At 61.4% G+C, this 24,304-nt stretch carries 19 protein-coding genes; 12 read left to right on the forward strand and 7 right to left on the reverse strand.

Annotated elements, in window-relative coordinates; genetic code table 11:
* Positions 1 to 18 precede the first annotated feature (18 nt).
* The 4 genes from BW989_RS01405 (at position 19) to BW989_RS01420 (ending at position 6,193) form a co-directional block, all read left to right on the forward strand.
* Positions 19 to 2,607: a bifunctional aspartate kinase/diaminopimelate decarboxylase gene (locus BW989_RS01405; protein ID WP_076584718.1), complete on the forward strand. Its 2,589-nt coding sequence runs from the start codon at positions 19 to 21 to the stop codon at positions 2,605 to 2,607.
* On the forward strand, positions 2,604 to 3,965 hold the full coding sequence (murL, locus tag BW989_RS01410) for a UDP-N-acetyl-alpha-D-muramoyl-L-alanyl-L-glutamate epimerase (RefSeq protein WP_076584719.1): 1,362 nt from the start codon (positions 2,604 to 2,606) through the stop codon (positions 3,963 to 3,965). The genes BW989_RS01405 and murL overlap by 4 nt, the downstream gene beginning before the upstream one ends.
* Positions 3,946 to 5,331 carry a UDP-N-acetylmuramoyl-L-alanine--D-glutamate ligase gene (gene murD, locus BW989_RS01415; protein ID WP_076584720.1) on the forward strand — a complete coding sequence of 462 codons (1,386 nt, stop codon included), beginning with the start codon at positions 3,946 to 3,948 and terminating at the stop codon, positions 5,329 to 5,331. The genes murL and murD overlap by 20 nt, the downstream gene beginning before the upstream one ends.
* 67 nt (positions 5,332 to 5,398) lie before the next feature.
* Positions 5,399 to 6,193 carry a dienelactone hydrolase family protein gene (locus tag BW989_RS01420; RefSeq protein ID WP_076584721.1) on the forward strand — a complete coding sequence of 265 codons (795 nt, stop codon included), beginning with the start codon at positions 5,399 to 5,401 and terminating at the stop codon, positions 6,191 to 6,193.
* 99 nt (positions 6,194 to 6,292) lie between these two features.
* Here BW989_RS01420 and BW989_RS01425 read toward each other — a convergent pair whose 3' ends face one another.
* Positions 6,293 to 7,276, reverse strand: coding sequence for a polyprenyl synthetase family protein (locus BW989_RS01425; protein ID WP_076584722.1), 984 nt, complete (start codon positions 7,274 to 7,276; stop codon positions 6,293 to 6,295).
* Between the two features lie 180 nt (positions 7,277 to 7,456).
* On the opposite strand from BW989_RS01425, the gene ssb reads away from it, so the two are divergent.
* From ssb to BW989_RS01445, 4 genes are all read left to right on the forward strand, one after another.
* Positions 7,457 to 7,948, forward strand: coding sequence for a single-stranded DNA-binding protein (ssb, locus tag BW989_RS01430; protein ID WP_076585249.1), 492 nt, complete (start codon positions 7,457 to 7,459; stop codon positions 7,946 to 7,948).
* A gap of 123 nt (positions 7,949 to 8,071) precedes the next feature.
* Positions 8,072 to 10,069 (forward strand): OPT family oligopeptide transporter, encoded by a 1,998-nt coding sequence (locus tag BW989_RS01435; RefSeq protein ID WP_076584723.1) that lies wholly within the window; start codon positions 8,072 to 8,074, stop codon positions 10,067 to 10,069.
* A 62-nt stretch (positions 10,070 to 10,131) separates the two neighbouring features.
* Positions 10,132 to 12,198 carry a S9 family peptidase gene (locus BW989_RS01440; RefSeq protein ID WP_076584724.1) on the forward strand — a complete coding sequence of 689 codons (2,067 nt, stop codon included), beginning with the start codon at positions 10,132 to 10,134 and terminating at the stop codon, positions 12,196 to 12,198.
* A 63-nt stretch (positions 12,199 to 12,261) separates the two neighbouring features.
* A complete protein-coding gene (locus BW989_RS01445) occupies positions 12,262 to 13,530 on the forward strand; it encodes a DUF819 family protein (protein ID WP_242651203.1) in 1,269 nt (422 codons plus the stop codon).
* Positions 13,531 to 13,601: 71 nt separating this feature from the next.
* Here BW989_RS01445 and BW989_RS01450 read toward each other — a convergent pair whose 3' ends face one another.
* The 5 genes from BW989_RS01450 to BW989_RS01470 form a co-directional block, all read right to left on the reverse strand.
* Positions 13,602 to 14,594: a magnesium and cobalt transport protein CorA gene (locus BW989_RS01450; RefSeq protein ID WP_076584725.1), complete on the reverse strand. Its 993-nt coding sequence runs from the start codon at positions 14,592 to 14,594 to the stop codon at positions 13,602 to 13,604.
* Positions 14,594 to 15,811: a lipoprotein N-acyltransferase Lnb domain-containing protein gene (locus BW989_RS01455; protein WP_242651205.1), complete on the reverse strand. Its 1,218-nt coding sequence runs from the start codon at positions 15,809 to 15,811 to the stop codon at positions 14,594 to 14,596. The genes BW989_RS01450 and BW989_RS01455 overlap by 1 nt, the downstream gene beginning before the upstream one ends.
* A complete protein-coding gene (locus BW989_RS01460; RefSeq protein WP_076584726.1) occupies positions 15,786 to 16,640 on the reverse strand; it encodes a CorC family transporter in 855 nt (284 codons plus the stop codon). The genes BW989_RS01455 and BW989_RS01460 overlap by 26 nt, the downstream gene beginning before the upstream one ends.
* Before the next feature lie 71 nt (positions 16,641 to 16,711).
* Positions 16,712 to 17,188: an rRNA maturation RNase YbeY gene (gene ybeY, locus BW989_RS01465; protein ID WP_076584727.1), complete on the reverse strand. Its 477-nt coding sequence runs from the start codon at positions 17,186 to 17,188 to the stop codon at positions 16,712 to 16,714.
* A 72-nt stretch (positions 17,189 to 17,260) separates the two neighbouring features.
* Positions 17,261 to 18,262 carry a PhoH family protein gene (locus BW989_RS01470; RefSeq protein WP_076584728.1) on the reverse strand — a complete coding sequence of 334 codons (1,002 nt, stop codon included), beginning with the start codon at positions 18,260 to 18,262 and terminating at the stop codon, positions 17,261 to 17,263.
* Between the two features lie 127 nt (positions 18,263 to 18,389).
* Between BW989_RS01470 and BW989_RS01475 the strand changes: the two genes are divergently transcribed.
* A complete protein-coding gene (locus BW989_RS01475; protein WP_076584729.1) occupies positions 18,390 to 19,853 on the forward strand; it encodes a hypothetical protein in 1,464 nt (487 codons plus the stop codon).
* A 1-nt stretch (position 19,854) separates the two neighbouring features.
* Here BW989_RS01475 and miaB read toward each other — a convergent pair whose 3' ends face one another.
* Positions 19,855 to 21,255, reverse strand: a complete 1,401-nt coding sequence (gene miaB, locus BW989_RS01480) for a tRNA (N6-isopentenyl adenosine(37)-C2)-methylthiotransferase MiaB (protein ID WP_083688102.1) — start codon at positions 21,253 to 21,255, stop codon at positions 19,855 to 19,857.
* Between the two features lie 154 nt (positions 21,256 to 21,409).
* Here miaB and BW989_RS01485 point away from each other — a divergent pair, with 154 nt between their 5' ends.
* The 3 genes from BW989_RS01485 to BW989_RS01495 all read left to right on the forward strand — a co-directional run bounded on the left by BW989_RS01485 (position 21,410) and on the right by BW989_RS01495 (position 24,303).
* On the forward strand, positions 21,410 to 22,291 hold the full coding sequence (locus BW989_RS01485; RefSeq protein ID WP_083688104.1) for a lytic transglycosylase domain-containing protein: 882 nt from the start codon (positions 21,410 to 21,412) through the stop codon (positions 22,289 to 22,291).
* 125 nt (positions 22,292 to 22,416) lie between these two features.
* On the forward strand, positions 22,417 to 23,028 hold the full coding sequence (gene petA, locus BW989_RS01490; RefSeq protein WP_076584731.1) for a ubiquinol-cytochrome c reductase iron-sulfur subunit: 612 nt from the start codon (positions 22,417 to 22,419) through the stop codon (positions 23,026 to 23,028).
* 3 nt (positions 23,029 to 23,031) lie between these two features.
* A complete protein-coding gene (locus BW989_RS01495; RefSeq protein WP_076584732.1) occupies positions 23,032 to 24,303 on the forward strand; it encodes a cytochrome b in 1,272 nt (423 codons plus the stop codon).
* Position 24,304: the final 1 nt, after the last annotated feature.

Consider the following 24,304-nt stretch of genomic DNA (forward strand, 5'->3'; position numbering starts at 1 on the left):
CTGGCCTGCGAATATTCTATGTCGTCCTCCCCCAACGTCGACCCCTGGGTGGTGCTGAAGTTTGGCGGCACCAGCGTTTCCTCCCGCGCCCGTTGGGACAACATCGGACGCATAAGCGCCGACCGTGCCCGCGAGGCACGCGTGCTCGTGGTCGTTTCCGCGTTGTCGGGCGTCACCAATGAATTGCAGGCGATTGCGCAAGGCGATGCGAATGCATCAACCCGTGTCGCTGCACTGGAACAGCGTCATCGCGCCTTTGTCCGCGAGTTGCAGCTGGACGATGAAGCAGTTCTCGGGGCACGCTTGGCTGATCTTCACGCGCTCATCAATGACGATCGCGCATCGCATCGCCCCTACGATTGGCAGGCCGAAGTCTTGTCGCAGGGGGAGTTGTTGTCTTCCACGATCGGCGCCGCCTATCTTGCCGCGCAAGGACATGATTTCGGCTGGTGCGATGCGCGCGACTGGCTTTCCGCCATCGACATGCCTAACCAGAGTGATTGGGCGCGGCGCCTGTCGGTCAACTGTCATCGCAGCAGTGACGATGCGTGGCGCGAAGGATTTGATGCGCAACCCAACCGCCTGTTGATTACCCAGGGGTTCATCGCGCGACATGAGGACGGCGGCACGGCGATCCTCGGTCGCGGCGGTTCGGATACTTCGGCGGCTTACTTCGGCGCCTTGCTCGATGCCGCGCGCGTCGAGATATGGACCGACGTGCCCGGCATGTTCAGCGCCAACCCGCGCGAGGTGCCGGATGCGCGATTGCTGGCGCGGCTGGATTACGCCGAGGCGCAGGAAATCGCCACCACCGGTGCGAAAGTGCTGCATCCGCGCTCGATAGGCCCTTGTCGTGATGCGCGCGTGCCGATGGCCATTCTCGACACCGAACGGTTGGATTTGGCAGGCACGCGCATCGATGCGAGCGCAACCACAGTGCCCGGCGTCAAGGCGATTAGCCGTCGCAACGGCATCGTGCTGGTGTCGATGGAATCGATCGGGATGTGGCAGCAGGTCGGCTTCTTGGCCGATGTGTTCGACCGCTTCCGCCGCCATGGCCTGTCGGTCGACTTGATCGGCTCGTCGGAGACCAACGTCACTGTTTCGTTGGACCCCAGCGAAAACCTGATGAACACCGATGTGCTTTCGCGCTTGTCCGAAGACCTGGCGCAGGTGTGCCGGGTGAAAGTAATCGCGCCTTGCGCGGCCATCACCTTGGTCGGCCGCGGTATGCGTTCGATGCTGCACAAGTTATCGGGTGTATGGGCTACCTTCGGGCAGGAGCGCGTGCATTTGATTTCGCAATCGTCGAACGACCTCAATCTGACTTTTGTGGTCGATGAAGTTGATGCGGACGGCTTGATTCCTAGCCTGCACGCGGAACTCATTCGCAGCGGTGCGATGCCGGTGCGTGAAGCAGGTGTATTCGGCCCCAGCTGGCGCGGCATCTGCGAGGAGGAACCCATGCCTGTCGAAAAATGGTGGCGTACCCGCCAAGACATCTTGCTTGAACGTGCCAAGCTAGGCACGCCACGTTATGTCTATCACTTGCCCACGCTGCGTGCGCAGGCGGCCAAGCTCAATGACATCAAGGCGGTTGATCGGCGCTACTTCGCGATCAAGGCCAATTCGCACCCACGCTTGCTGCAGGAATTGCATGCGCTGGGTTTTGGCCTGGAGTGCGTGTCCGGAGCGGAAGTCGAACGTGTATTCGAGGCTGTGCCCGGCATTGATCCGGAGCGTTTGTTGTTCACGCCTAGTTTTGCACCTCGTGGCGAATACGAAGCCGTGCTCGCGCGAGGGGTGCAGATCACCTTGGATAACCTCGAGGCGCTGCAGAACTGGCCGGATGTCTTCCGCGGACGCAGTATCTGGTTGCGCATCGATTTGGGGCGCGGTGATGGCCATCACGCCAAGGTAGTCACGGGCGGTGCTGAGTCAAAGTTCGGCCTGCCTTTGTCGCGACTGGATGATTTTCTCGCCGCCGCGCGCGCCATCGATGTGCGCGTGGTGGGCTTGCATGCGCACCTCGGCAGCGGCATCGAATCGCCCGCGCACTGGGCAGGCGTGCACGCAGAACTTGCAACCTTGGCCGACGGTATCGGCACTGTGCAGACACTCGATATTGGCGGTGGCCTGCCGATTCCTTACCTGCCCGATGACGGTGAATTTGACTTAGCCGGTTGGTCCAATGCACTGGAAGAAGTGAAGGCAGCGTTCCCACGTTATGCAATCGCCATCGAGCCTGGCCGCTTTCTGGTAGCGCAATGTGGTGTGCTGTTGGCTACCGCTACGCAAGTGGTGGAGAAGGATGGCGTACGCCGTGTGGGCTTGGATGCCGGCATGAATACGCTAATCAGGCCTGCGTTGTATGACGCCTGGCACGACATCCGCAACCTGTCCCGTTTGAGCGACACCGCCGAGATTGATTTCGACGTGGTGGGCCCCATTTGTGAGAGCAGCGACGTGTTCGGCCATGCACGCGGCTTGCCTGCGACGACTGCCGAAGGTGACGTGATGCTGATTGCGGATGCCGGCGCTTATGGCTACAGCATGGCCAGTTTCTACAATTTACGCGCACTACCCGAGGAGGAAGTGCTGGAATGAGTGATGTAAATTTCAATCGCGATGCGATCAAGGCATTCCGTTTTGTGCGCCGTGAATTCGATGCCGAAACGGGCGTCGCGCGTCTGGTCTATGCATTCGATGATGGCCCTGAATTGGTCGAGACAGTCACCATTCCCGGTGCGCCGTTTGCCCTGGATAAAACACGTAGAACTGCAGTCGACGCGGCTTTGACCTTGCTGCATTTGATCGCGGGGGTCAGTTATTACAAGGCGGCGGTGCCGAAGGATATTCAGGTGGATTACGCCACGCTGGATCGCGATACGGCTGCATTGCTGGTTGAGATCTATCGCCATGGCCTGGGCGAGTTCGCCTATCGCAATGGTTTGAATCTCGATAACCACATTCGCTTCCCGCATGCTGATGCAGCGGTTGCCGATGCGCCTACTGTGGGGCTGAAGCGACATGCGCTCACTGCGATCGGTGGCGGCAAGGATTCATTGGTGTCGATCGAGGCGTTGCGTGGCGTGGATGTCGCACAAACAGTGACCTGGATCGGTGGCTCGCAATTGATCCGTGCCTGCGCCGAACGTACGGGCCTGCCGACGCTCAACATCCAGCGCCAACTGGCACCGGAATTGTTCGAGTACAACAGGCAGGGGGCTTGGAACGGCCACATACCGGTCACGGCGATTAATTCCGCGATTATGGTGCTGGCAGCCTTGTTGGTCGATGCAGATCAAGTGGTGTTTTCGAACGAGCGCTCGGCAAGCTACGGCAGCCTGATCGAAGGCACCGGCGAAGTGAATCACCAGTGGTCGAAGGGCTGGGCCTTCGAGCGTGATTTCGGTGAGTACGTTGAACAGCGCATCGCCAAAGACCTGCACTACTACTCGTTGCTGCGCCCGATGAGCGAATTGGCGGTTGCGCGCCAATTCACCAAGACCACGCATTACGACGCGCACTTCTCCAGTTGCAATCGCAACTTCCACATCCTCGGCGAGCGGCCGGTGAATCGTTGGTGCGGCGTATGCCCGAAGTGCCACTTCGTGTTCCTGGCGCTGGCGCCCTTCATGCCTAAACCACGGCTGGTGGGAATCTTTGGCCGCAACCTGCTGGACGAGGAAAGCCAGGTGCCGGGCTTCGATGCGTTGCTGGAATTTCGTGACCATAAACCGTTCGAATGCGTGGGCGAGGGGCGTGAGTCGCGCGCTGCGATGGCAGCATTGGCGGCGCGTCCTGAGTGGCAGGAAGATGTGGTGGTGAGGCGCTTCACCCGCGAAGTTGCACCACAACTCGAAACATCGGATCTTTCGATCGATGCGCTGATGGTCATCGATGACGAGCACCGCATCCCCTCCGATTTGTGGGAACGCTTGCGTGCGCATTTCGCAGCTTGAAGGCCGTCATGTAGCACTGTGGGGGTGGGGCCGGGAAGGTCGCGCCGCCTATCAAGCGTTGCGCAAGCGGTTGCCATCGCAGGCGTTGACGATTTTTTGCTCGTCAGAAGAATTTGACGATGCACGCAAGTTGGCGGATCCGTTGTTGTCATTCGACACCTTCGTGACAGCCGAACGTCTGGCCGCATTCGATGTGGTGGTGAAGTCTCCCGGCATCAGTCCTTACGGCGAAATCGTGCGCATCGCGGCAGAGCGTGGCACCCGCTTCATCGGGGGCACTAGTCTTTGGTTTGGTGAGCGCGGTGAGAACGCCCGTACCTTGTGCGTCACCGGCACCAAGGGCAAGAGCACCACGAGTGCGTTGCTGGCCCACATGTTGCGCGCGGCCGGACGGCGAACAGCGCTGGCTGGCAACATCGGGCTGCCGATGCTCGACCTGCTTGATGCCGATGCCGATGAATGGGTTATCGAGTTGTCCAGCTATCAGACGCGCGATGTCGCTGAGAGCGGTGTGCGTCCCAGCTTTGCCCTGGCCACCAATATTTATCCAGAGCATCTGGACTGGCATGGCAGTCAGCAGCGTTATGTGGATGACAAGTTGTCACTGTTCACCCAGGCGCGCCCCACACTGGCCGCTCTCAATGCGGGCGATCGTGTGTTGTCGCAATTGAGATTGCCGGACTCGCGCGTGCGTTGGTTCAACTTTGGTGGAGGTTGGCACCTGCGCGGCGACATTATTCATCGGGGTGATGTACGCGTCCTGGATACGCGCGAGCTTCCATTGCCGGGTATGCACAACCGTGGCAATTTATGCGGTGTCTTGTTGGCACTTGAAATGTTGGGCTTGGACGCCATCGGGTTGGCGCACCACGCGGAGAGCTTCCAGCCACTGCCCAATCGTTTGCAGACGCTCGGCACGCACAGCGGCATCACCTGGATCAATGATTCGATCAGCACCACGCCGCATGCATCCCTCGCTGCTCTGGATGTTTTCGCTGGCCGCAAGGTCGCGCTGTTGGTGGGTGGCCATGATCGTGGCCTGGACTGGACGGAATTTGCCAACGCGATGCGCTATCGCGCGCCACATGTGATCGTGACCATGGGTGCCAATGGCCCGCGTATCCATGATTTGTTGGAACCGATCGCCCGCGAAGCTGGGTTCTCCCTGCTGTCGGCGCATGATCTTCCGCAAGCCACGACGCTGGCCAGCAAGGCCTTGGCGGGTGAGGGTGTCATGCTGCTTTCACCCGGCGCTCCCAGTTTTGGTGCCTACAAAGATTACGTGGCACGTGGCAAGCACTTTGCTGAGTTGGGTGGCTTTGACCCCGAAAAAATCGTCGCGATCAGTGGGCTCGGCATCAGCTAATCGCGCTTTCACGCGTAGTTAAACAAGACGCCGCTAGCCTCGGGGTATTCCATCACGAGTCATCGCCATGCGCAAAGTACTGCTCGCCATCGCATTTTACTTGTGCGCGACGCCGGCATTTGCCGAAATGAAGGCCCAGCCGGTTGAGTGGCAGGTTGGCAAGGATCACTTCAGTGGCTACCTGGTGTATGACGATGCAGTCGATGAAAAGCTGCCTGGTTTGGTGATGTTTCCGAACTGGATGGGTGTAACCGAGCTTGCCCTTGAACGTGCGCGTGATGTTGCCGGTGACGACTACGTGGTGCTGGTGGCCGATGTCTACGGCAGCGATGTCAGGCCCAAGGACACGAATGAAGCGGGCGCAACGGTGAGCAAGGTATATGACGATGGCGGAGTCCGCCTGCGTGAACGTGCAAATGCTGCGGTCGATGCATTGAAAGCGCGTGCTCCCGACTTGCCACTGGATGCCTCACGTATCGGGGCGTTTGGGTTTTGCTTCGGTGGATCGGTGGCTTTGGAGTTGGCGCGAAGCGGCGCCCCCGTGGCGGGTGTGGTCAGCTTTCACGGCGGCATCGAGCGTTACTTGCCGCAGGATGGTAAGTCTCTGCCAGCTTCGATCTTGGTGCTCAATGGCGCCGACGACACCAGTGTGACTGACGAGCAGATCGTCGCTTTCAAAAAGGAAATGGATGCGATCAAGGCTGACTGGCAGTTCGTGGATTTCAGCGGCGCGGTGCATTGCTTCACCCAGCCCGAATCGAACAGCCCGCCCAATTGCGTCTACAACCAGCGTGCATCCAAGCGCGCCTTCGAGATGATGGATGATTTTTTCGAGGAGCGATTCGCCAACCCGGCGAAATGAGGATCTAGCCCACAACAATGCCGTGGCCTTGCGCGACTACTGTGGCTTGAGCCTTCGATGAGCTTCGGCAGAGCAAGCTGCTGCCGCCCTCCAGCCCCATCACTTGTCTCGATTGATCGCGTAATGCGCGAGACCGCGGAGCGCTGCCGTGGCCTCGTTGTCGGGTAGCCCTTGCAATGCGGCCTCGGCGCGGGCGGCAAAGCCGAGCGCACGTTCGCGACTGTAGCTGAGGGAATCATGCGCTTGGATCGCCGCGATCACTTCCGGGAGCGCATCGACATCACCCACCTCGACGATCGCGCGGAGGCGTTCACGCGTCGCATGGTCGGCGTGCTGCATCGCATGAATGAGCGGCAGGGTCATCTTGCCTTCGGCCAGGTCATCGCCAAGATTTTTACCGAGTGTCGCGGCATCGGAGGCGTAATCCAGCACGTCATCGGCAATCTGGAATGCGTAACCAAGATTCAGGCCGTAATCATGCAGGCGGTCTTGCGTGGCCTGGTCGGCGCCGGAAAGCAGTGCCGCCAACCGCGTGGCGGCAGCGAATAGGATCGCGGTCTTGCGTTCGATGACGCGGAGGTACGCGGTCTCGTCGGTATCCGGATTGCGCACGTGCAGCAGCTGTAGCACTTCGCCTTCGGCGATCTGGTTGGTGGTGTCGGCCAGGATCTGCATGATCTCGGGACGCCCGAGCTCCACCATCAACTGGAAGCTGCGGGAGTAGAGGAAGTCGCCGACCAACACGCTTGCTGCATTGCCCCACACGGCGTTGGCGGTGCTGCGACCGCGACGCAGGTCGGATTCATCGACCACATCGTCATGCAGCAGGGTGGCGGTGTGGATGAACTCGATGACCGCGGCCATCTGGTGCGAATCTTCATCAACGCGGCCAAGCGCGCGCGCCGCCAGCAGCAGCAACATCGGACGCAGGCGTTTACCGCCCGCACCGATGATGTATTCGGACACCTGGTTGATCAGCACCACATCCGAGGCGAGGCGTCGGCGGATGAGGGCGTCCACGGCCGCCATGTCGGCGGCGGCCAGTTGCTGGATGGCCGGAAGGCCGGGGCGGGCAGGGGTCATGCGATGCAGGGGCCGTAAGTTCAAGGAATTATACGGGCGAGGGGGCCGATGCCGGGTTTCTCTGACGGCGCGTTCAGCCATTCGGTGCTGGCGCAGGGCGTTGCGTTAGAGTCCAATACCCCTGTCGATGGCATTCGGCCATCGGCATTCAACACGAATCACACCCTTCAAGGATTGGACATGGCACGTGGCATCAACAAGGTGATTCTGGTCGGCAACCTCGGTAACGACCCGGAAACGAAATACACGCAAGGCGGCATGGCCGTCACCAAGATCAGCCTGGCGACGACGTATGCGCGCAAGGACCGTGACGGCAACCAGCAGGAAAAGACGGAGTGGCACCGCGTGACCTTCTTCGGCAAGCTCGGCGAGATCGCCGGCGAGTATCTGCGCAAGGGTTCGCAATGCTACGTTGAAGGCCGCATCACCTATAGCGAGCACACCGGCGATGATGGCCAGAAACGCTATTACACCGACATCATCGCCGACGAAATGCAAATGCTCGGTGGTCGTGGTGATGGCGGCGGTGGCGGTGGCTACGAGCGCAGCAGTGGCGGCGACCGTGGTGGCCGCTCGCAGCCCGCCCAGCGTCGAGAGCCGCAGAAACCTGCACAGTCCCAGCCGGCTGATTTTGGCGACAGCGGGTTCGACGATGACGATATCCCGTTCTGATTGCGCCTGATCCAAAGCGGCGTGCCTAACTGGGCGATACGCCCCGGAATGGCGCGCCGCGGCTGGACTTGGCGCGCCGTTGCACGGTAGGTTGTCGGGATTCGTTTCCACAGGGGATGCCCGATGAACCAGCCCGCACCGCGCAGCGGAGCGCCTCAGTTAACTTTCCGCGCTGTGGTACTGGCCATCGTGCTGGCCGTCGTGCTCTCCGCCGCGAACGCCTACCTCGGCCTGTTCGCCGGCATGACCATCGCGACCGCGATTCCGGCGGCGGTGGTTTCGATGGGTGTCCTGCGCCTCTTGGGCGGCGGCACCATCCTCGAGAACAACATCGTGCAAACCGGCGCTTCCGCCGGTTCGTCGATTGCCGCGGGCGTGATCTTCACCATCCCCGCGCTGATCATCATGGGCTACTGGCCCGACTTCAAATACTGGTGGGTAGTCGGGATCGCCGGTTTGGGCGGCCTGCTGGGCGTGCTGTTCTCGGTGCCGCTGCGGCGCACCATGATCGTCGAAGATCCGCTGCCCTTCCCCGAAGGCAAGGCCGCCGCGGAAGTGCTGAAGGCGGGCGACAACCCGGGCCCCGGCCTGAAGATTCTGGGTGTGTCAGCATTCTCCGGCGCCTTGGTCAAGTTGATGGCAGCCAGTGGCCTGCGCATCATTCCGGACACGGCGGCAGGAGCGGGCTTCTTCGGCAAGTACCTGGGCTTCATGGGCACCAACTTGTCACCCGCGCTGCTCGGCGTGGGTTACATCGTCGGCCTCAACATCGGCATCGTGGTGTTGTCGGGCAGCATCATCTCCTGGCATATCGCCATCCCGCTGTATCACGCGTTCTATCAATCGGTCGATCCGGTCTTGGCGCAAGAAATCGCCAACGCAGGGGCCGAGGACGCCGCGTGGGCCATCTGGGGCGCAAAGATCCGCTACCTCGGCGTGGGTGCGATGTTGATCGGTGGCGTGTGGACGTTGTTCTCGCTGCGCAAGTCGCTGCTGTCCGGCATCAAGAGCGGCATCGCCGCCGCGCGCAAGGGCGGCAACGAAATCGTCGCCGAAACCGAACGCGACCTGCCGATGAAGTGGATGTTGATCGCGCTCGCCGTGTTCGTGCTGCCCTTGCTTCTGCTGTACCAAGCCATTGTGGGCAACTGGATGGTGAGCATTCCGATGGCGATCATCATGGTGGTCGCAGGCTTCCTGTTCGTGTCCGTCTCCGGTTATCTGGCAGGCCTGGTGGGCTCATCCAACAACCCCGTATCCGGTATCACCATCGCCACCATCCTGTTCGCCGCTGCCGTGCTGCTGCTGTTGATGGGGGCCTCTGGCACCACGCCGGTGGGCATTGCGGGTGCACCGCTGGGTGCCGTGGCCGCGATCATGATCGGTGCGGTCGTGTGTTGCGCAGCCGCTGTCGGTGGCGACAACCTGCAGGATTTGAAGGCCGGCTACCTCGTCGGCGCAACGCCGTGGAAGCAGCAACTGATGCTGGGCATTGGTGCGTTTTCCTGCGCGCTGATCATGGCGCCGGTGCTCAATCTTTTGGTGCAGGCTTACGGCATTGGTGCGCCGACGGCCGAACATCCCAACCCGCTCGGTGCACCGCAGGCGACGCTAATGGCGTCGGTCGCGCGTGGCTTGTTCGGCGGTGAATTGCCGTGGGGCATCATCGGTATTGGCGCGATCATCGGTGCGGTCATCATCGCGTTCGACGAATGGCTGAAGAAGACCGGCAAGAATTTCCGCGTGCCCGTGCTGGCCGCCGCCATCGGCATCTACCTGCCGCTGGAATTGATGGTGCCGATCTTCTTGGGCGGCCTCTTGGCTTATGTCGTCGAGAAGCGCCATGGCGTGTTGGGTGCCGAAGAATCTGTCCGTGATCGCATCCACCGCCCGGGCACGTTGTTCGCGGCCGGTCTGATCACCGGTGAGGCCTTGATGGGCATCTTCATCGCCATCCCGATCGTCGCCAGCGGCAAGGCCGATGTGCTGTCACTCGGCCTGGAATTCCCGGGTGCCGAATGGCTGGGGCTCGCGGTGTTGGCGCTGGTCGCGTGGCTGCTCTATCGCACGTCCATGAAGCCGCAGCCGGTCGCCGGTGAAACCGAAGGTGGCCCGCGCTGACCCAAGCTTCATCCCCCCTGATCTACGTTTCACGCATCGACGTTACAAGAAGAGGAATACCGATGAAGCTTCGCCACGCCATCCTGCCGCTCGCCCTCGCGTGCGCCATGCCCTTCGCCGCCCATGCCGAACGCGGTTTCACCGTGCAGGATATGGTCAAGCTGGACCGTTATTCCTCGCCCACGCTCACGCCCGACGGCAAGACCCTGGTGTACGCGAAGCGCACGGTCAATGGCGACCTCAAGGCCACCAGCGCGTTGTATGCGCGCGCGCTCAACGGTGACAAGGTGCGTCGCCTCACGCCCGAAGGTTGGAACGTGAATTCACCGACCATGTCCCCTGACGGCAAGACCCTGTATTTCCTGAGTGCGAAAAACGGCAGCTCGCAGCTGTATTCGATGCCGTTGTCGGGTGGTGCGCCGGTGCAGCTCACCGAGTTCGCGCTGGATGTCGATGGCTACAAGGTCTCGCCCGATGGCAAGCACGTCGCGATCGCCGCCGGTGCCTATGCGGATTGCAAGGCCGACTTCGCCTGCACCAAGAAGAAGCTTGACGCCACTGCCAGCAACAAGGCCTCGGGCGTCGTGTATGACCGCTTGTTCGTGCGCCATTGGGATACCTGGGGCGATGGTCGTTACAACCGTGTCTTCGTGGCACCGTTGGGCGGCAAGGCCAAGCTCAGCCAGGCGACCTTGATCGGTGGTGAGCTGGCCGGCGACATCCCGTCCAAGCCGTTCGGCGATTTGTCGGATCTGGCGTGGTCGCCAGACGGCAAGCAATTGGCGATGAGCATCCGTTCCGGTGACGGCAAGGAGCCGTGGAGCACCAACTTCGACATCTGGCTGGTCAATGCCGATGGCACGGGTGCCGCGCGCAACCTGACCGCCGCCAACCTTGCCTGGGATTCGGGCCCGGTGTTCTCGGCCGATGGCAAGACGCTGTACTACAAGGCGATGAAGCGTCCCGGCTTCGAGGCCGACCGCAATGCGCTGATGGCGATGGACCTCGCCAGCGGCAACACGCGTGAGATCTCGCCGAAGTGGGACCGCAGCGTGGATGGCATCACCCTGTCAGCTGATGGCAAGACCATCTACACGACGGCGGGTGATGTGGGTGAGCACCCGTTGTATGCGGTTGACATCGCCAGCGGCGGCGTGACCGAGCTGGTGGGCGATGGCTCGGTAGGCGCGTTCGACGTGGCGGGCGACCAATTGGTGTTCTCGCGCAATTCGTTGAAGTCGGGAGACCAGATCTTCGCAGGCGGCCTGGGTGGCGATGCAGTGCGCGCACTGACGCCGAGCGCGTCCGAGCAAGTGAAGGATGTGCGCTTCGGTGACTACGAGCAGTTCACCTTCCGTGGTGCCGACAACGACACGGTGCATGGCTATGTCGTGAAGCCGTGGAATTACCAGGAAGGCAAGAAGTACCCGGTCGCCTTCCTGATCCATGGTGGTCCGCAGGGCAGTTTCGGCAATGGCTGGAGCTATCGCTGGAACCCGCAGACGTATGCGGGACAGGGCTATGCGGTGGTGATGATCGATTTCCATGGCTCGACCGGTTATGGCCAGGCCTTTACCGATTCGATCAGTGGTGAATGGGGCGGCAAGCCGCTGGAAGACCTGAAGAAGGGCTGGGCCGCGGCGCAAGAGAAGTACGCCTTCATCGATGGTGACAACGCGTGTGCGCTCGGCGCGAGCTACGGCGGCTACATGACTAACTGGATCGCTGGCAACTGGTTCAACCGCGACGGCAGCACGCCGTTCAAGTGCCTGGTCACCCACAACGGCGTGTTCGACACCTTGTCGATGGGCCTGGTGACCGAAGAATTGTGGTTCACCGAATGGGAATTCGGCGGCACGGTGTGGGACAAGCGCGACAACTACGAGAAGTTCAATCCCGCGCGTCATGTCGGCAAGTGGAAGACGCCGACCTTGATCGTCGCCGGGCAGAACGACTTCCGCGTGCCGATCGACCAAAGCCTGTCGGCCTTCACCGCGCTGCAGCGCCAAGGCATCGAATCCAAACTGCTGTACTTCCCCGACGAAAACCATTGGGTACTCAAGCCGCACAACAGCGTGCTTTGGCATGACACCGTCAATGCCTGGCTGAAGCAGCACCTCGGCCAGTAACATCGACACACACGGGGCCGCAGATCGGCCCCGTTTCCATTCTTTACGCCTGCCGGAGACGACATGGCCGCCCCGATTGATCCCACTGCTCCCAACACTGCCATGATCACCAACGATGCGTCGGTGCTCGGTCTGCTTGCCGTCATCCTGGCGCTGGTGTTCTGGACGTCATCGCGTGAGAAGGGGGCATGGGCGAAGTTCTACACCTATGTGCCGGCGCTGTTGCTCTGTTACTTCATTCCTGCTTTGCTCAACAGCTTGGGGATCATCAACGGCAGTGCATCGAAGTTGTACCCGGTCGCCCGCGATTACCTGTTGCCGACATCGCTCGTCCTGCTTTGCCTCGCCATCGACCTGGGCGCGATTCTGCGCCTTGGTCCGAAGGCGGTGATCATGTTCCTCACCGGGACAGCAGGCGTGATGCTGGGCGCGCTGGTTGCATTCTTGGCGATGGGTGTCATCCATCCGGAAACCGTTGCAGGCGATACCTGGCGGGGCATGACGACAGTCGCCGGTAGCTGGATTGGTGGTGGCGCGAACCAGGCGGCGATGAAGGAAGTGTTTGAGGTGCCGGACAACTTGTTTGGTCAGTTCGTCGCGGTGGATGTGCTGGTGGCGAACGTGTGGATGGCGATTCTCTTGTTCATGGCAGGCCGCGCGCAGTCGTTCGACCGCTGGACGCGCGCGGATACCTCGGCCATCGAGGACATGAAGCAGCGCATCGAGGCCTATCAGGCCCAGCATGCACGCAACCCCAGTTTGACCGACATCATGGTGATCCTGGGTGTGGGGCTGGGCGCTACGGGGCTGTCGCACCTCTTCGCTGACCCGTTGGTGGCCTGGATCAAGACGCTTCCGCCGGAGTGGAAACTGGCCGATTACAGCCTGACGTCGGGCTTCTTCTGGATCGTGGTGTTTGCGACAACCATAGGCCTGATTCTCAGCTTCACTCGCGCACGTACACTGGAAGGTGCAGGTGCCTCCAAGATCGGCTCGGCGATGTTGTATATCTTGGTTGCCACCATCGGCATGCAGATGGATCTACGCGCATTGCTGGAACGTCCGTGGCTGTTCGTGATGGGGCTGATCTGGATCGCTGTCCATGCCGGCTTGCTGCTGGCCGTGGCCAAGCTTATTCGTGCGCCGCTGTTTTTCATGGCCGTGGGTTCGCAGGCGAATATAGGTGGCGCCGCATCGGCGCCGGTGGTCGCGAGTGCCTTCCATCCTTCGCTCGCACCAGTGGGCGTGTTGCTGGCCGTCTTGGGCTATGCGCTAGGCACTTACTGCGCTTACATCACCGGCCTTTTGCTTCGTGCGATGGCAGGCGGTTGATCGCTCGATTGCGGCAACACGAGGTACGTCCACCTTCGCCCCTCTTCATTGCGTGAGGGCGAGGTCACGGCTCAGAGCCAGCGCACCCTGCGCAGGTAGCGATACAGCGCCACGCAGGCGAATGACACTACGCTGATCAATATCGGATAGGCGTAGGGCTGCGCGAGCTCGGGCATGTGGCGGAAGTTCATCCCGTACCAGCTTGTGACCAACGTAGGCAGTGCAAGCAATGCGGCCCAACCTGCCAGACGTTTGACGATCTCACCTTGATTCACCGTCACCAATGACAGGTTGACGTTCATCGCGGCGCTGGCCATCTCGCGCAACACGTCGATGTAGTCGGCGGTGCGCGTGGCATGATCGCGGATGTCGCGGAAATAGGGTCGGACGATATCCGGAACGCCAAGTGTCTCCGAGCGCAGCAGCTGCGAAAGGATGTCCTGTACAGGCGTCACCGACATCCGCATCAGGGTCAGCTCCTTTCGCAGCGTGTACAGGCGCTGCACCGTGTCACGGTGGAACTCGTCGCTGAAGATCGCGTGTTCAAGATCGTCCAGTTCTTCCTGGAAGTCGCTGACGATGGGTTGGTAGTTGTCGACGATGAAATCCATGACCCCGTGCAGGGCGACGGCCGGGCCCAGTTTCAGGATGTCGGGGTCGCGTTCGAGTTTTTCGCGTACGACGCTGAAGCTGGGTGACGAGCCATGGCGAACCGTAACCAGAAAGCGCTTACCGAAGAAGATTTGTGTTTCGCCGAAATCGACGTGCTCGTTCACCAGTTGAGCGGTGTGCATGGCGATGAACAGCGTGTTGCCAAAGGCTTCTATCTTTGGCCGTTGGTGAGCGTTGTGCGCATCTTCGATGGCGAGATCGTGCAGGGCGAATTCTTGTTGCAATTTGTCCAGCAGGGCTTCGGCCGGCTCATGCAGGCCCACCCACACGAAACTGTCATCATCTACCGACAACACATCGCTGATCTGGTCCAGGCTTATGTCTTGCCGACGACCATCGCGGTAGACGGCGCAGTTGACGACGCAGGCGGGTATATCGGGCTTGATGCTCATCAGTTGATGATGCCACTTGGCTGCTTGCGTACCCACAGCACTGCGAATGCCAAATGCACGGGTAGCAGCAAGCCCAGCCACATCGTATTGAACTGCGCATCAATGCCAACCCAGGAAAGCGGGAGGGCAAGCACGGCCAGCGAGGTTACGACGATCAGTATCCAGCGCCATGTTTGCGAGGGACTACGCCCTCGCGACATCGCCCAGGCCCCAGGCAACAAGAGCCATGCAAGTGGATTGACCAGAAGAAGATTGTGATTGCGCCAAGCGGCCCAGTGCGAGGTGTCCAGCCACAGAAACAGCATGAGTGTGCCCAGCACACCGCATAGCAGCCAGAAGCCCAATGCGACGCCAGCGATGATGCGCGGGCGGCGACGGCCAATGAACCAAAGCGCGATGCCCAATACGATTCCCGCCAACGTCCACGCAACGGTGGGCTGCGCGCGCGCCTGGGGTTCGGCAGCCAGTCGATGCGGCAGCAGTACTTCTTCACCGATCACTAGCGGCGTGCCGCCGGTCGTGCGTGCCTCGCGTAGTGAGTCCGCCAGGCGCATCGGGATAAAGGCTTCCTCCCAGCGCGAAAGCGGGCGGTCTGCATTGGGCCCAAGGCCGAATTCGAAGCCGAGCCACATCCATGGGGCAGGCCGCGACAGGCGGGTGGCCTCGCTGCGGTAGGTGTTGCCTTGCGAGCGCGAGGCTAGCTGTTGCCCCAAGGCGCCGCCCAAGGCGCGATCCAGCGCGTCACGCACACGGGTGGCGCAGTTGTCACGGAAGTAGTCGTAGCGATAGCGCGCGTTTTCGGGGCGTGCGTTGTGCTCGAGCTGTTGTGCGAGTGATTCGGCTTGTTCGGGTGTCAAGTCGAGCCATTGCACACTGACACCGCGGCCCTCCTGGCGATACATCTCCAAGTCTTGCGACAAGGGCAGGGCCACCAGTGCGTACTCCATTTCGCCGCGCACGAATCGGCCAACGAATCCTTCTTCCTCCAGATCGAAGAAGCCAAAGTTGTAGGAGATCGGCGCGCTGCGCGCTGGGTCATCCACCACGATGGCGTCGTGGCCGAAGCGTTCCCAGAAAACTTCGCCCGGCTGCATCGTCATCACGCCGATGCGCGGCGCTGCCAGGGATGGCAACGCAGCGAAAAGGAGGGTGATCAGCAGCAGCCACGGGACCAGGCCCGCGCATAGCGGCTTACGCATCGCCCAGGACGCCGACATGGAAGGCATGCACCCGTCGCGCGTCCGCATTGGCTACGCGAAATACGAAACGCCCCATCGTCAATTCCTCACCAGCCTCGGGCAGATGGCCGATGGCCGCCGTGACCAGGCCGCCGATGGTGTCGTACTCGTCGTCGTTGAAATCGGCGCCAAAACGTTCGTTGAAATCGTCGATCGGGGTCAGCGCATCGACCACGTACTGGCCATCAGGTTGCGCAGCGATTTGCGCATCGCCTTCCTCGGCTTCGTCGTGTTCGTCGTCGATGTCGCCGACGATCTGCTCCAGTACGTCTTCAATGGTGACAACGCCCGCCACACCGCCGTACTCGTCGATGACAATCGCCATGTGGTTGCGAGACAGACGGAACTCGCGCAGCAACAGGTCAAGGCGCTTGGATTCGGGGATGAGGAATGCAGGGCGCAGCAAGTCATGGAGGCTGATCGGTGATTCCGCCACCACGGTCTTCAGTAAATCCTTGGCCAGCAAGATGCCGAGAATCTGGTCTTTGTCCTCGCCATGCACGGGGAAGCGCGAGTGGCCGGACTCGACTGCCGTGGCGATCACTTCGCGCATCGGCTCATCGATCTGGATCATCGTCATCTGCGCACGCGGAATCATCACATCGCCGACGGTCAGCTCGGAGACCGCGATCGCGCCCTCCATCATTCGTGTGGTGTCTGCGTCCAACAGGCCCTCGGCCTCGGCATCGCGCAGGAATTCAAGTACGTCGCCACGTGTCGTGGGCTCGCCCGAAAAGGCGGCACCGAGGCGCTTCAGCCAGCTTCGGGGTTCGGTAGATGGGCTTGTACTGTCGGGTTCTTCGGACATTGCGGGGGAATGCATCTCTTGTCGGGTGCTGGCAGTCTACCTCGCCCCGCCGTCATGGCAGATGACAGCGCTCAGAGGTAGGGGTCGGCGATGCCGAGGCCGGCCAAGATCTCACGCTCGAGCTGCTCCATCGCATGGGCATCGGCATCGTCTTCATGGTCCCAACCCAGCAAATGCAGGCAGCCATGCACGGTCAGGTGGGCGTAATGCGCGGCGAGTGGTTTCTTTTGCGATGTCGCTTCTTTCGCCACCACCGGCGCGCACATCACCAGGTCGCCCAACAACGGGAACTTCGCGTTCTTTGGCAAGCCTAGCGGACGCTCGGCCGGAAAGCTCAGCACGTTTGTCGCATAGTCCTTGCCGCGATAGTGGCGGTTGAGCGCGCGGCCCTCGTCTTCGCCGACGATGCGAATGGCCAGGTCGGCCTCGCGGATCCGGGTTTCAAGCGCAGTGTTGACCCAGCGACGGAAGCTGGGCGCAGCCGGCACACCCTTGCGTGGGCAGGCATAGCTGACGGCGACATCCAGAATGAGCGGGCCGCGGGTCAAGGTGTGTGCCTGTGGATGTTTGCGCGCATGTCCATCTTCCTTGGACGATCTTGGGGTGTGATGTAGGCCAGTCTAGCCGTTCGTGGTCGTGCTGGTCGCCGCATCACGCGCATCACGTGATTCGTACGCATTCACGATGCGCGCGACCAAGGGATGCCGCACCACGTCGCGGGATTCGAAGAAGGTGAAGCTCACTCCATCCACGCCACGCAGGACTTCGATTGCATCCTTCAACCCGGATTTGACGTGCTTGGGCAGGTCGATCTGGGTCATGTCACCGGTTACGACCGCCGTCGAGCCGAAGCCCAGGCGGGTCAGGAACATCTTCATCTGCTCGATGGTGGTGTTCTGCGCTTCGTCGAGGATCACGAACGCATCGTTGAGCGTGCGTCCGCGCATGTAGGCGAGCGGCGCGATCTCGATGACGTTTTTCTCCAGCAATTTCACCACTTTTTCCACGCCCAGCATCTCGTACAGCGCGTCGTACAGCGGGCGCAGGTAAGGGTCGACCTTTTGGGTGAGGTCGCCGGGCAGGAAGCCGAGCTTCTCGCCCGCTTCCACCGCCGGACGCACCAGGATCAAACGCTGCACGCGCGATTCGTTGAGCGCATCCACCGCCATCGCTACGGCCAGAAATGTTTTGCCGGTACCTGCAGGGCCGATGCTGAAGTTGATGTCGTGCGTGGCGATCGCGTGCAGATATTTCTTCTGGTTGGCACCGCGGCCGCGCAACGTTCCGCGCTTTACCCGTACCGCGATGTCTTGCGGGATGTAGTCGTCGCTACGCGTGGGTGCATCGTCAGGGCCATCGCCTATCAAGCCCGACAGACGCAGGTTGATGGCGTGACCATCGAAGGCTTCGCCACCGGCCTCGGCATACAACTCGCGCAACACCTTTTCGGTGAGTGCCAGTGCATGCGCGTCTTCGCCGGTCACGCGGAAGACATTGCCGCGGTTGGCAATCTCGACGCCCAAACGCAATTCGATTTGGCGCAAATGCGCATCGAACGGGCCGGTCAAATTGGCGAGGCGTTCGATGTCGTTGGGTTCGAGCGTGAAGTCGTGGCTGGGCATAGGGCAGGTATTGGGGTGGGGGCTGGCACGTTACCGCAAGCGCGGTTTCATTTGCGTGAGCTTGCCCAAGCAGAATCAGGCACGCATTCTTGTTGGCATGGGCGACGGGGCAAGGACGAGAAGCAGGATGAGAGCCTTGGGCAAATGGGCCTTGCTTGCCATGTTCGGCGTTTGGGTGATGGCCGCATGGTCTCAGGCGCCTATCAAGACTGCCGGGCAAGCTCGTGAACAAGGTGTCTTGCCCGTTACGCTGGAAATCTCGTCATCGGCCGGTGGTTTTGGTCAAGGGCGTGCCACCCGGCTGACCCTGCGGCGCAGTGGCGAGGGCTATCGAAGCGAAACCACGGTCGTCGAAATCAGGCGCAGTGACACGCCGCCGCATGATGTGCTGCCGCCCGAGACCACGGAGCCCGTCATGGGCTGGATGAACGTGGACAAGGTGCGGCGGCTGATCGAGGTGATGAGGTTGCCACCGACCACCACGGTGGATGCGTCTGAAATGGCACCGCTCGATGTGTGGCAGGCCGACATCGATGCCCTGTGGCGTCCGGAGAAATGGGCGGCAGTCGAAGAGGCTCATCTTGCCGCGCAGAGGTATCGGGAGCGACTACGGGATCCAGCCACCCTGGGCATGGTGCTGCGAGATGCCGCGAGCCAGTTTGCCGTGGATCTGGAAGTGGGCGTGGGGGTCAAGGCGATTTTCGACGATGGCTCCCAGCTTGGTGCAAGCACGGCGGGGCACATGTATCGCATGTTGCCGTGGCGGAATGCGGATGGGGCATTCAGTTATTCGACGAATTTCGCCGATGCATTGCTGGAAATACTGCCGGCGGATGCCGTCAACCGCGATGCGCTTGTCGCCCAGGTGGATGCAGACAAGCGCCAACATCTTCTCAAGCTGGGTCTGATGGAAATCAACAGCAACGTGGATGCCATCGCACAAGCGCCTACTGCCTACCTGCGCCTGCGCCAGGACTATCACCTGCGGGCCATATCCATAGACGACCGTGCATCGAAGGAAGCCTTGATGCGCGATCCGCGCGCACGAGGACCGCAGCGGCTGCGCGTGCAACTCCGGCGCAAGGGGGCGGATCGGCCGGTCATAGCCTATGTTGAGCTGAACCTGCGCGATGGCGATTTGGCCACCCCGGATGACATCGAGCGGATCGAACGGCGCTTTCAGCGCGTGGCATCCGATGGCGTGCTCAAGTCGCTGCCGCCGAGGGTCATCTTGACCTTCGGCTACCGTTACCTGACGCAGGACACGTACATAAAAAGAGACGAGGCTTTGGTGCGCCGCCAATTTGTCCTTCAGATGGCCAAGGGCACACGCTGGCGCCTGGATGCGTCATCCGCCGCGGTCAGTGATGCGTTCGTGGTGTCGCAGGGGCCATTGCAATGGATGTTGCTGGGTGATGGCCGAACCGTGCGCTGGAAGTCATCGCATGGCAAGCCGGATGCGCCGGGCGAGTGGCGATGCGCCAACGTCCCCTTGGGTTCGGAGATGCCCGACGATGACGACCCCAATCTGATGTTCCCCAATGTGTGCTTCGGCGAGATGTTCGATGCAGAAGGCCGGCGCATCGAGTGAATCAATCGCCCGTCGCCACCCGCCCACGCAATGAATTCGGCAGCGCATCGGTGATCACCACATCGACAAATCCGCCGATCAAGCGCGGATGCCCGGCAAAGTTCACCTGACGCATGTTTTCGGTCTTGCCGGTGAGTTCGTTCGCGTCCTTGCGTGACGTGCCGGTGACCAGCACACGCTGCGTACTTCCGATCATCGTTTTGGAGATCTCGAAGCTGTGCGCGTTGATGTGCGCCTGCAGACGCGACAGGCGAGCATGCTTCTCGGCATCGCTGACGTCATCGGGCAAATCCGCGGCAGGCGTGCCGGGGCGGCGCGAATAGATGAAGCTGAAGCTCTGGTCGAAGCCGACATCCTCGATCAGCTTCATCGTCTTCTCGAAATCGGCCTCGGTCTCGCCGGGGAAGCCGACGATGAAATCCGAGCTGATGCTGATGTCCGGACGCACCGCGCGCAGCTTGCGGATCTTCTGCTTGAACTCCAGCGCCGTGTAGCCGCGTTTCATTGCTGCCAGGATGCGGTCGCTGCCGGCCTGCACCGGCAGGTGCAGGTAGTTGGCGAGCTTGGGCACGTCGCGGTAGGCCTCGATCAGCGAATCGCTGAACTCCAGCGGGTGTGAGGTGGTGAAGCGGATGCGGTCGATGCCGTCAATCTCGGCGATGGCGCGGATCAAGAGTCCCAAGTCTGCGGTTTCTTCGGAATCGCTGATCGGCCCGCGATACGCATTGACGTTCTGGCCGAGCAAGTTGATCTCGCGTACGCCCTGGGTGGCGAGCTGGGCGACTTCGACCAAGACGTCCTCGAACGGGCGGCTGATCTCGGTACCGCGGGTGTAGGGCACCACGCAGAAGCTGCAGTACTTGCTGCAGCCTTCCATGATCGAGACGAAGGCGGTCGGGCCATCGGCGCGCGCTTCGGGCAGGGCGTCGAACTTCTCGATTTCGGGGAAGCTGATGTCCACCTGCGGGCGGCCGGATTCGCGGCGGGCGCGGATCAGCTCCGGTAGGCGATGCAGGGTCTGTGGGCCGAAGACCAGATCGACGAATGGCGCGCGCTTAACGATGCCATCGCCTTCTTGCGAGGCCACGCAGCCGCCGACGCCGATCAGGACCGGCTTGCCGCCTTCCTTCAATTGCCGCCAACGGCCCAGCTGGCTGAAAACCTTCTCTTGCGCTTTTTCGCGTATCGAGCAGGTATTGACCAAGATCACGTCGGCTTCTTCGGCGTTCGTGGTGAGTTCAAGGCCTTCGTGTTCGGCCAGAACGTCGGCCATCTTCGCCGAATCGTACTCGTTCATCTGACATCCGTGGGTCTGGATGAAGAGTTTGCCGGTGGGAGTGCCCGTGGCGGGACGGGCGGGCTGGCCGGCATCAAGCACGGCAAGGGGAATACGGTCAGTCATGGAGTCTCCGGGGCGCGGTGGTGATTCCGGGCCGGATGGTGAGGTGAGGACAAGGCACTAGTGTAGGCAATGCGCGCGGTGTATGTTTGCAAAAGCTTGTGCGCCAAGGGTTAGGCGCTAATTTTGGCCGAATCAATCAAAGGGGATGGGGCGGATGCGGGTTGTCGGGTGGCTCTTCTGCGTAATGGTGGGCTGGTGGGGCGTGAACGACGCGCTGGCCGGCACGCTGTACCGCTGCGAGTCGCCGGATGGCAGTCGCAGCTATTCCAGCAAGCGCGTGCCGGGGGCAAGTTGTTCGGCGGTGGCGAGCTACACCAAGCAGCCTGCCTCCAAATGGCAGCCTGTGGCATCGGCCTCTGCGGCAACGATCACGCCAGTAACGCCCGCCAATGCGCAGGCCGCCGTGAGTGCTTCTCCGGTCGTCTCGGCCCCCATGTCCACCTCTTCTTCTTCAAGCCGCCGGGTCAGCGGGCGTGTCTACACCTATAAGCGCAATGGCATCACTTACGCCAGCACCACGCCGCCGCGCGGTGTTGCGGCCTCTTCGCTAAAGTCGATCCCCTTTAGCTATATGGAGGCTTGCTTCGCCTGCGGAGCCAAGCCCGGTGTCAATTTCGGTACCTTGCGACTGAACACCTCGGCCTATCAGGCGGAAATTGACGAGGCGGCGCGCCTGCACGGGGTCGATCCGGCGATCGTCCGCGCCATCATCCACGCAGAATCCGCCTACAACCCGAAGGCATTGTCGCGGGTCGGGGCGCAAGGTTTGATGCAGCTGATGCCGGCAACGGCGCGGCGTTTCGGGGTCACCAACGCCTTTGATGCCCGCCAGAACATCCATGGCGGGGTCCAGTACCTGGCTTGGCTGCTCAAGCGCTTCAAGGGGGATTTGACCTTGGCATCCGCCGGTTACAACGCGGGTGAGGGCGCCGTGGACAAGTACAAAGGCGTGCCGCCGTACAGCGAAACCCGGCGTTATGTGGAGCGTGTCAGGGTGTTGGCGGACCGATATCGCGGCCAATTGGCGTCGCGTTGATCCCGTTTTTGGGTTGGTCGATATTGTCCTGCCATTTAACGTTCCGTTACACTTTGTCGTCTTTGTGGCCACCCCGCGTGGGTGTGGCTGCCAGCATTCGCCAGCATTAACTATCGGAGCGCCGAATGGCCCACGATGAGGTACACAGCCCGGACAATCCGGGTCGCCGCCGGTTTTTGACCGCCACCACGGCCGTGGTGGGCGCCGTTGGCGCAGGTATTGCCGCCGTCCCGTTCATCAAGAGCTGGAATCCCAGTGCCCGGGCCAAATTGGCCGGTGCGCCGACGATCCGTGCGATCGATGACATCGGTGCCGGTGAGCAGGTCACCGTCATGTGGCGCGGCCAGCCGATCTTCATCGCCCGCCGCACGCCGGCCATGGTCGAAAGCCTGAAGGCCATGGACGCGCTGGTGGTGGATCCGGCCTCGGACAATGCCGACCAGACCCCGGCTTTCGCCAAGAACGAATATCGCTCGATCAAGCCGGAGATCCTGGTGCTGGTCGGTGTGTGCACGCACTTGGGCTGCGCGCCGGAGTACCTGCCGGAAGTCAAGCCGATGCCGTTCGACGCGGAATGGAAGGGCGGCTATTTCTGCCCCTGCCACAAGTCCAAGTACGACATCGCCGGTCGCGTCTACAAGGCGCAGCCCGCACCGCTGGCGCTGCCCGTGCCGCCGTACCACTTCCAGGACGACAACACCCTGGTGATCGGCGTCGAGCCGACGGGAGCCGCGTAAGCCATGTCGAACGTCATCACCCGTACTGCCAATAATCTGATGGACTGGTTCAACGAGCGTGCGCCCGGCTTCATGCCGTTCTATCGCAAGCACATGAGCGAGTACTACGCGCCGAAGAACTTCAACATCTGGTACATCTTCGGCGTATTGTCGATGGTCGTGCTGGTCAACCAGATCCTGACCGGCATCTTCCTCACCATGCACTTCAAGCCGAGTGCCGCGGAAGCCTTCAACTCCGTCGAGTACATCATGCGCGACGTGGAGTGGGGCTGGCTGATCCGCTACATGCACTCGACCGGCGCATCGCTGTTCTTCATCGTCATCTACCTGCACATGTTCCGCGGGCTGATGTACGGCAGCTACCGCAAGCCTCGTGAGCTGGTGTGGATTCTCGGCATGCTGATCTACCTGGTGCTGATGGCCGAAGCCTTCATGGGCTACGTGCTGCCGTGGGGCCAGATGTCGTTCTGGGGTGCCAAGGTGATCATCTCGCTGTTCGGCGCGATCCCGGTGATCGGTGGCGGCCTGACCGAGTGGATCATGGGTGATTACAACCCGGGCGATGCCACCCTCAACCGTTTCTTTGCGCTACACGTTATCGCGCTGCCGCTGGTGCTGTTGCTGCTGGTGGTGCTGCACATCGGTGCGCTGCATGAGGTGGGTTCCAACAACCCGGACGGCATCGAGATCAAGAAGGGTCCGAAGGGCAACCGCTGGTCGCCGACCGCGCCGGCTGACGGCATCCCCTTCCACCCGTACTACACGGTGAAGGACACCTTCTACGTCGGCTGCTTCCTGATGGTCGCCGCCTTCATCATCTTCTTCGCGCCGGCCTTTGGTGGCTGGTTCCTGGAACATGACAACTTCACCGCCGCCGATCCGCTGGTGACCCCGGCGCACATCAAGCCGGTGTGGTACTTCACCCCGTACTACGCGATGTTGCGTGTGGTGCCGTCGTTCTTCGGCATCAAGCTGTGGGGCGTGTTGGTGATGTTCGCCGCGATCGCCGTGCTGTTCCTGCTGCCGTGGCTGGATCGCGCCAAGGTCAAGTCCTATCGCTATCGCGGCAAGCTGTCGTGGGTGATGTTGCTGGCCTTTGCCTTCACTTTCGTGTGGCTGGCCAAGATCGGCGCGGGTCCGGGCACCGACCCGACCGAGACGATCATTGGACGCATCCTGACCGTGTTCTATTTCGTGTTCTTCCTCAGCATGCCGATCTGGACGAAACTCGATAAAACCAAACCAGTGCCTGAGCGCGTCACGGGGGAGCACTGAC

The organism is Solilutibacter tolerans, from assembly GCF_900155935.1.
In the GTDB taxonomy this organism is placed as follows: Bacteria; Pseudomonadota; Gammaproteobacteria; order Xanthomonadales; family Xanthomonadaceae; genus Solilutibacter; species Solilutibacter tolerans.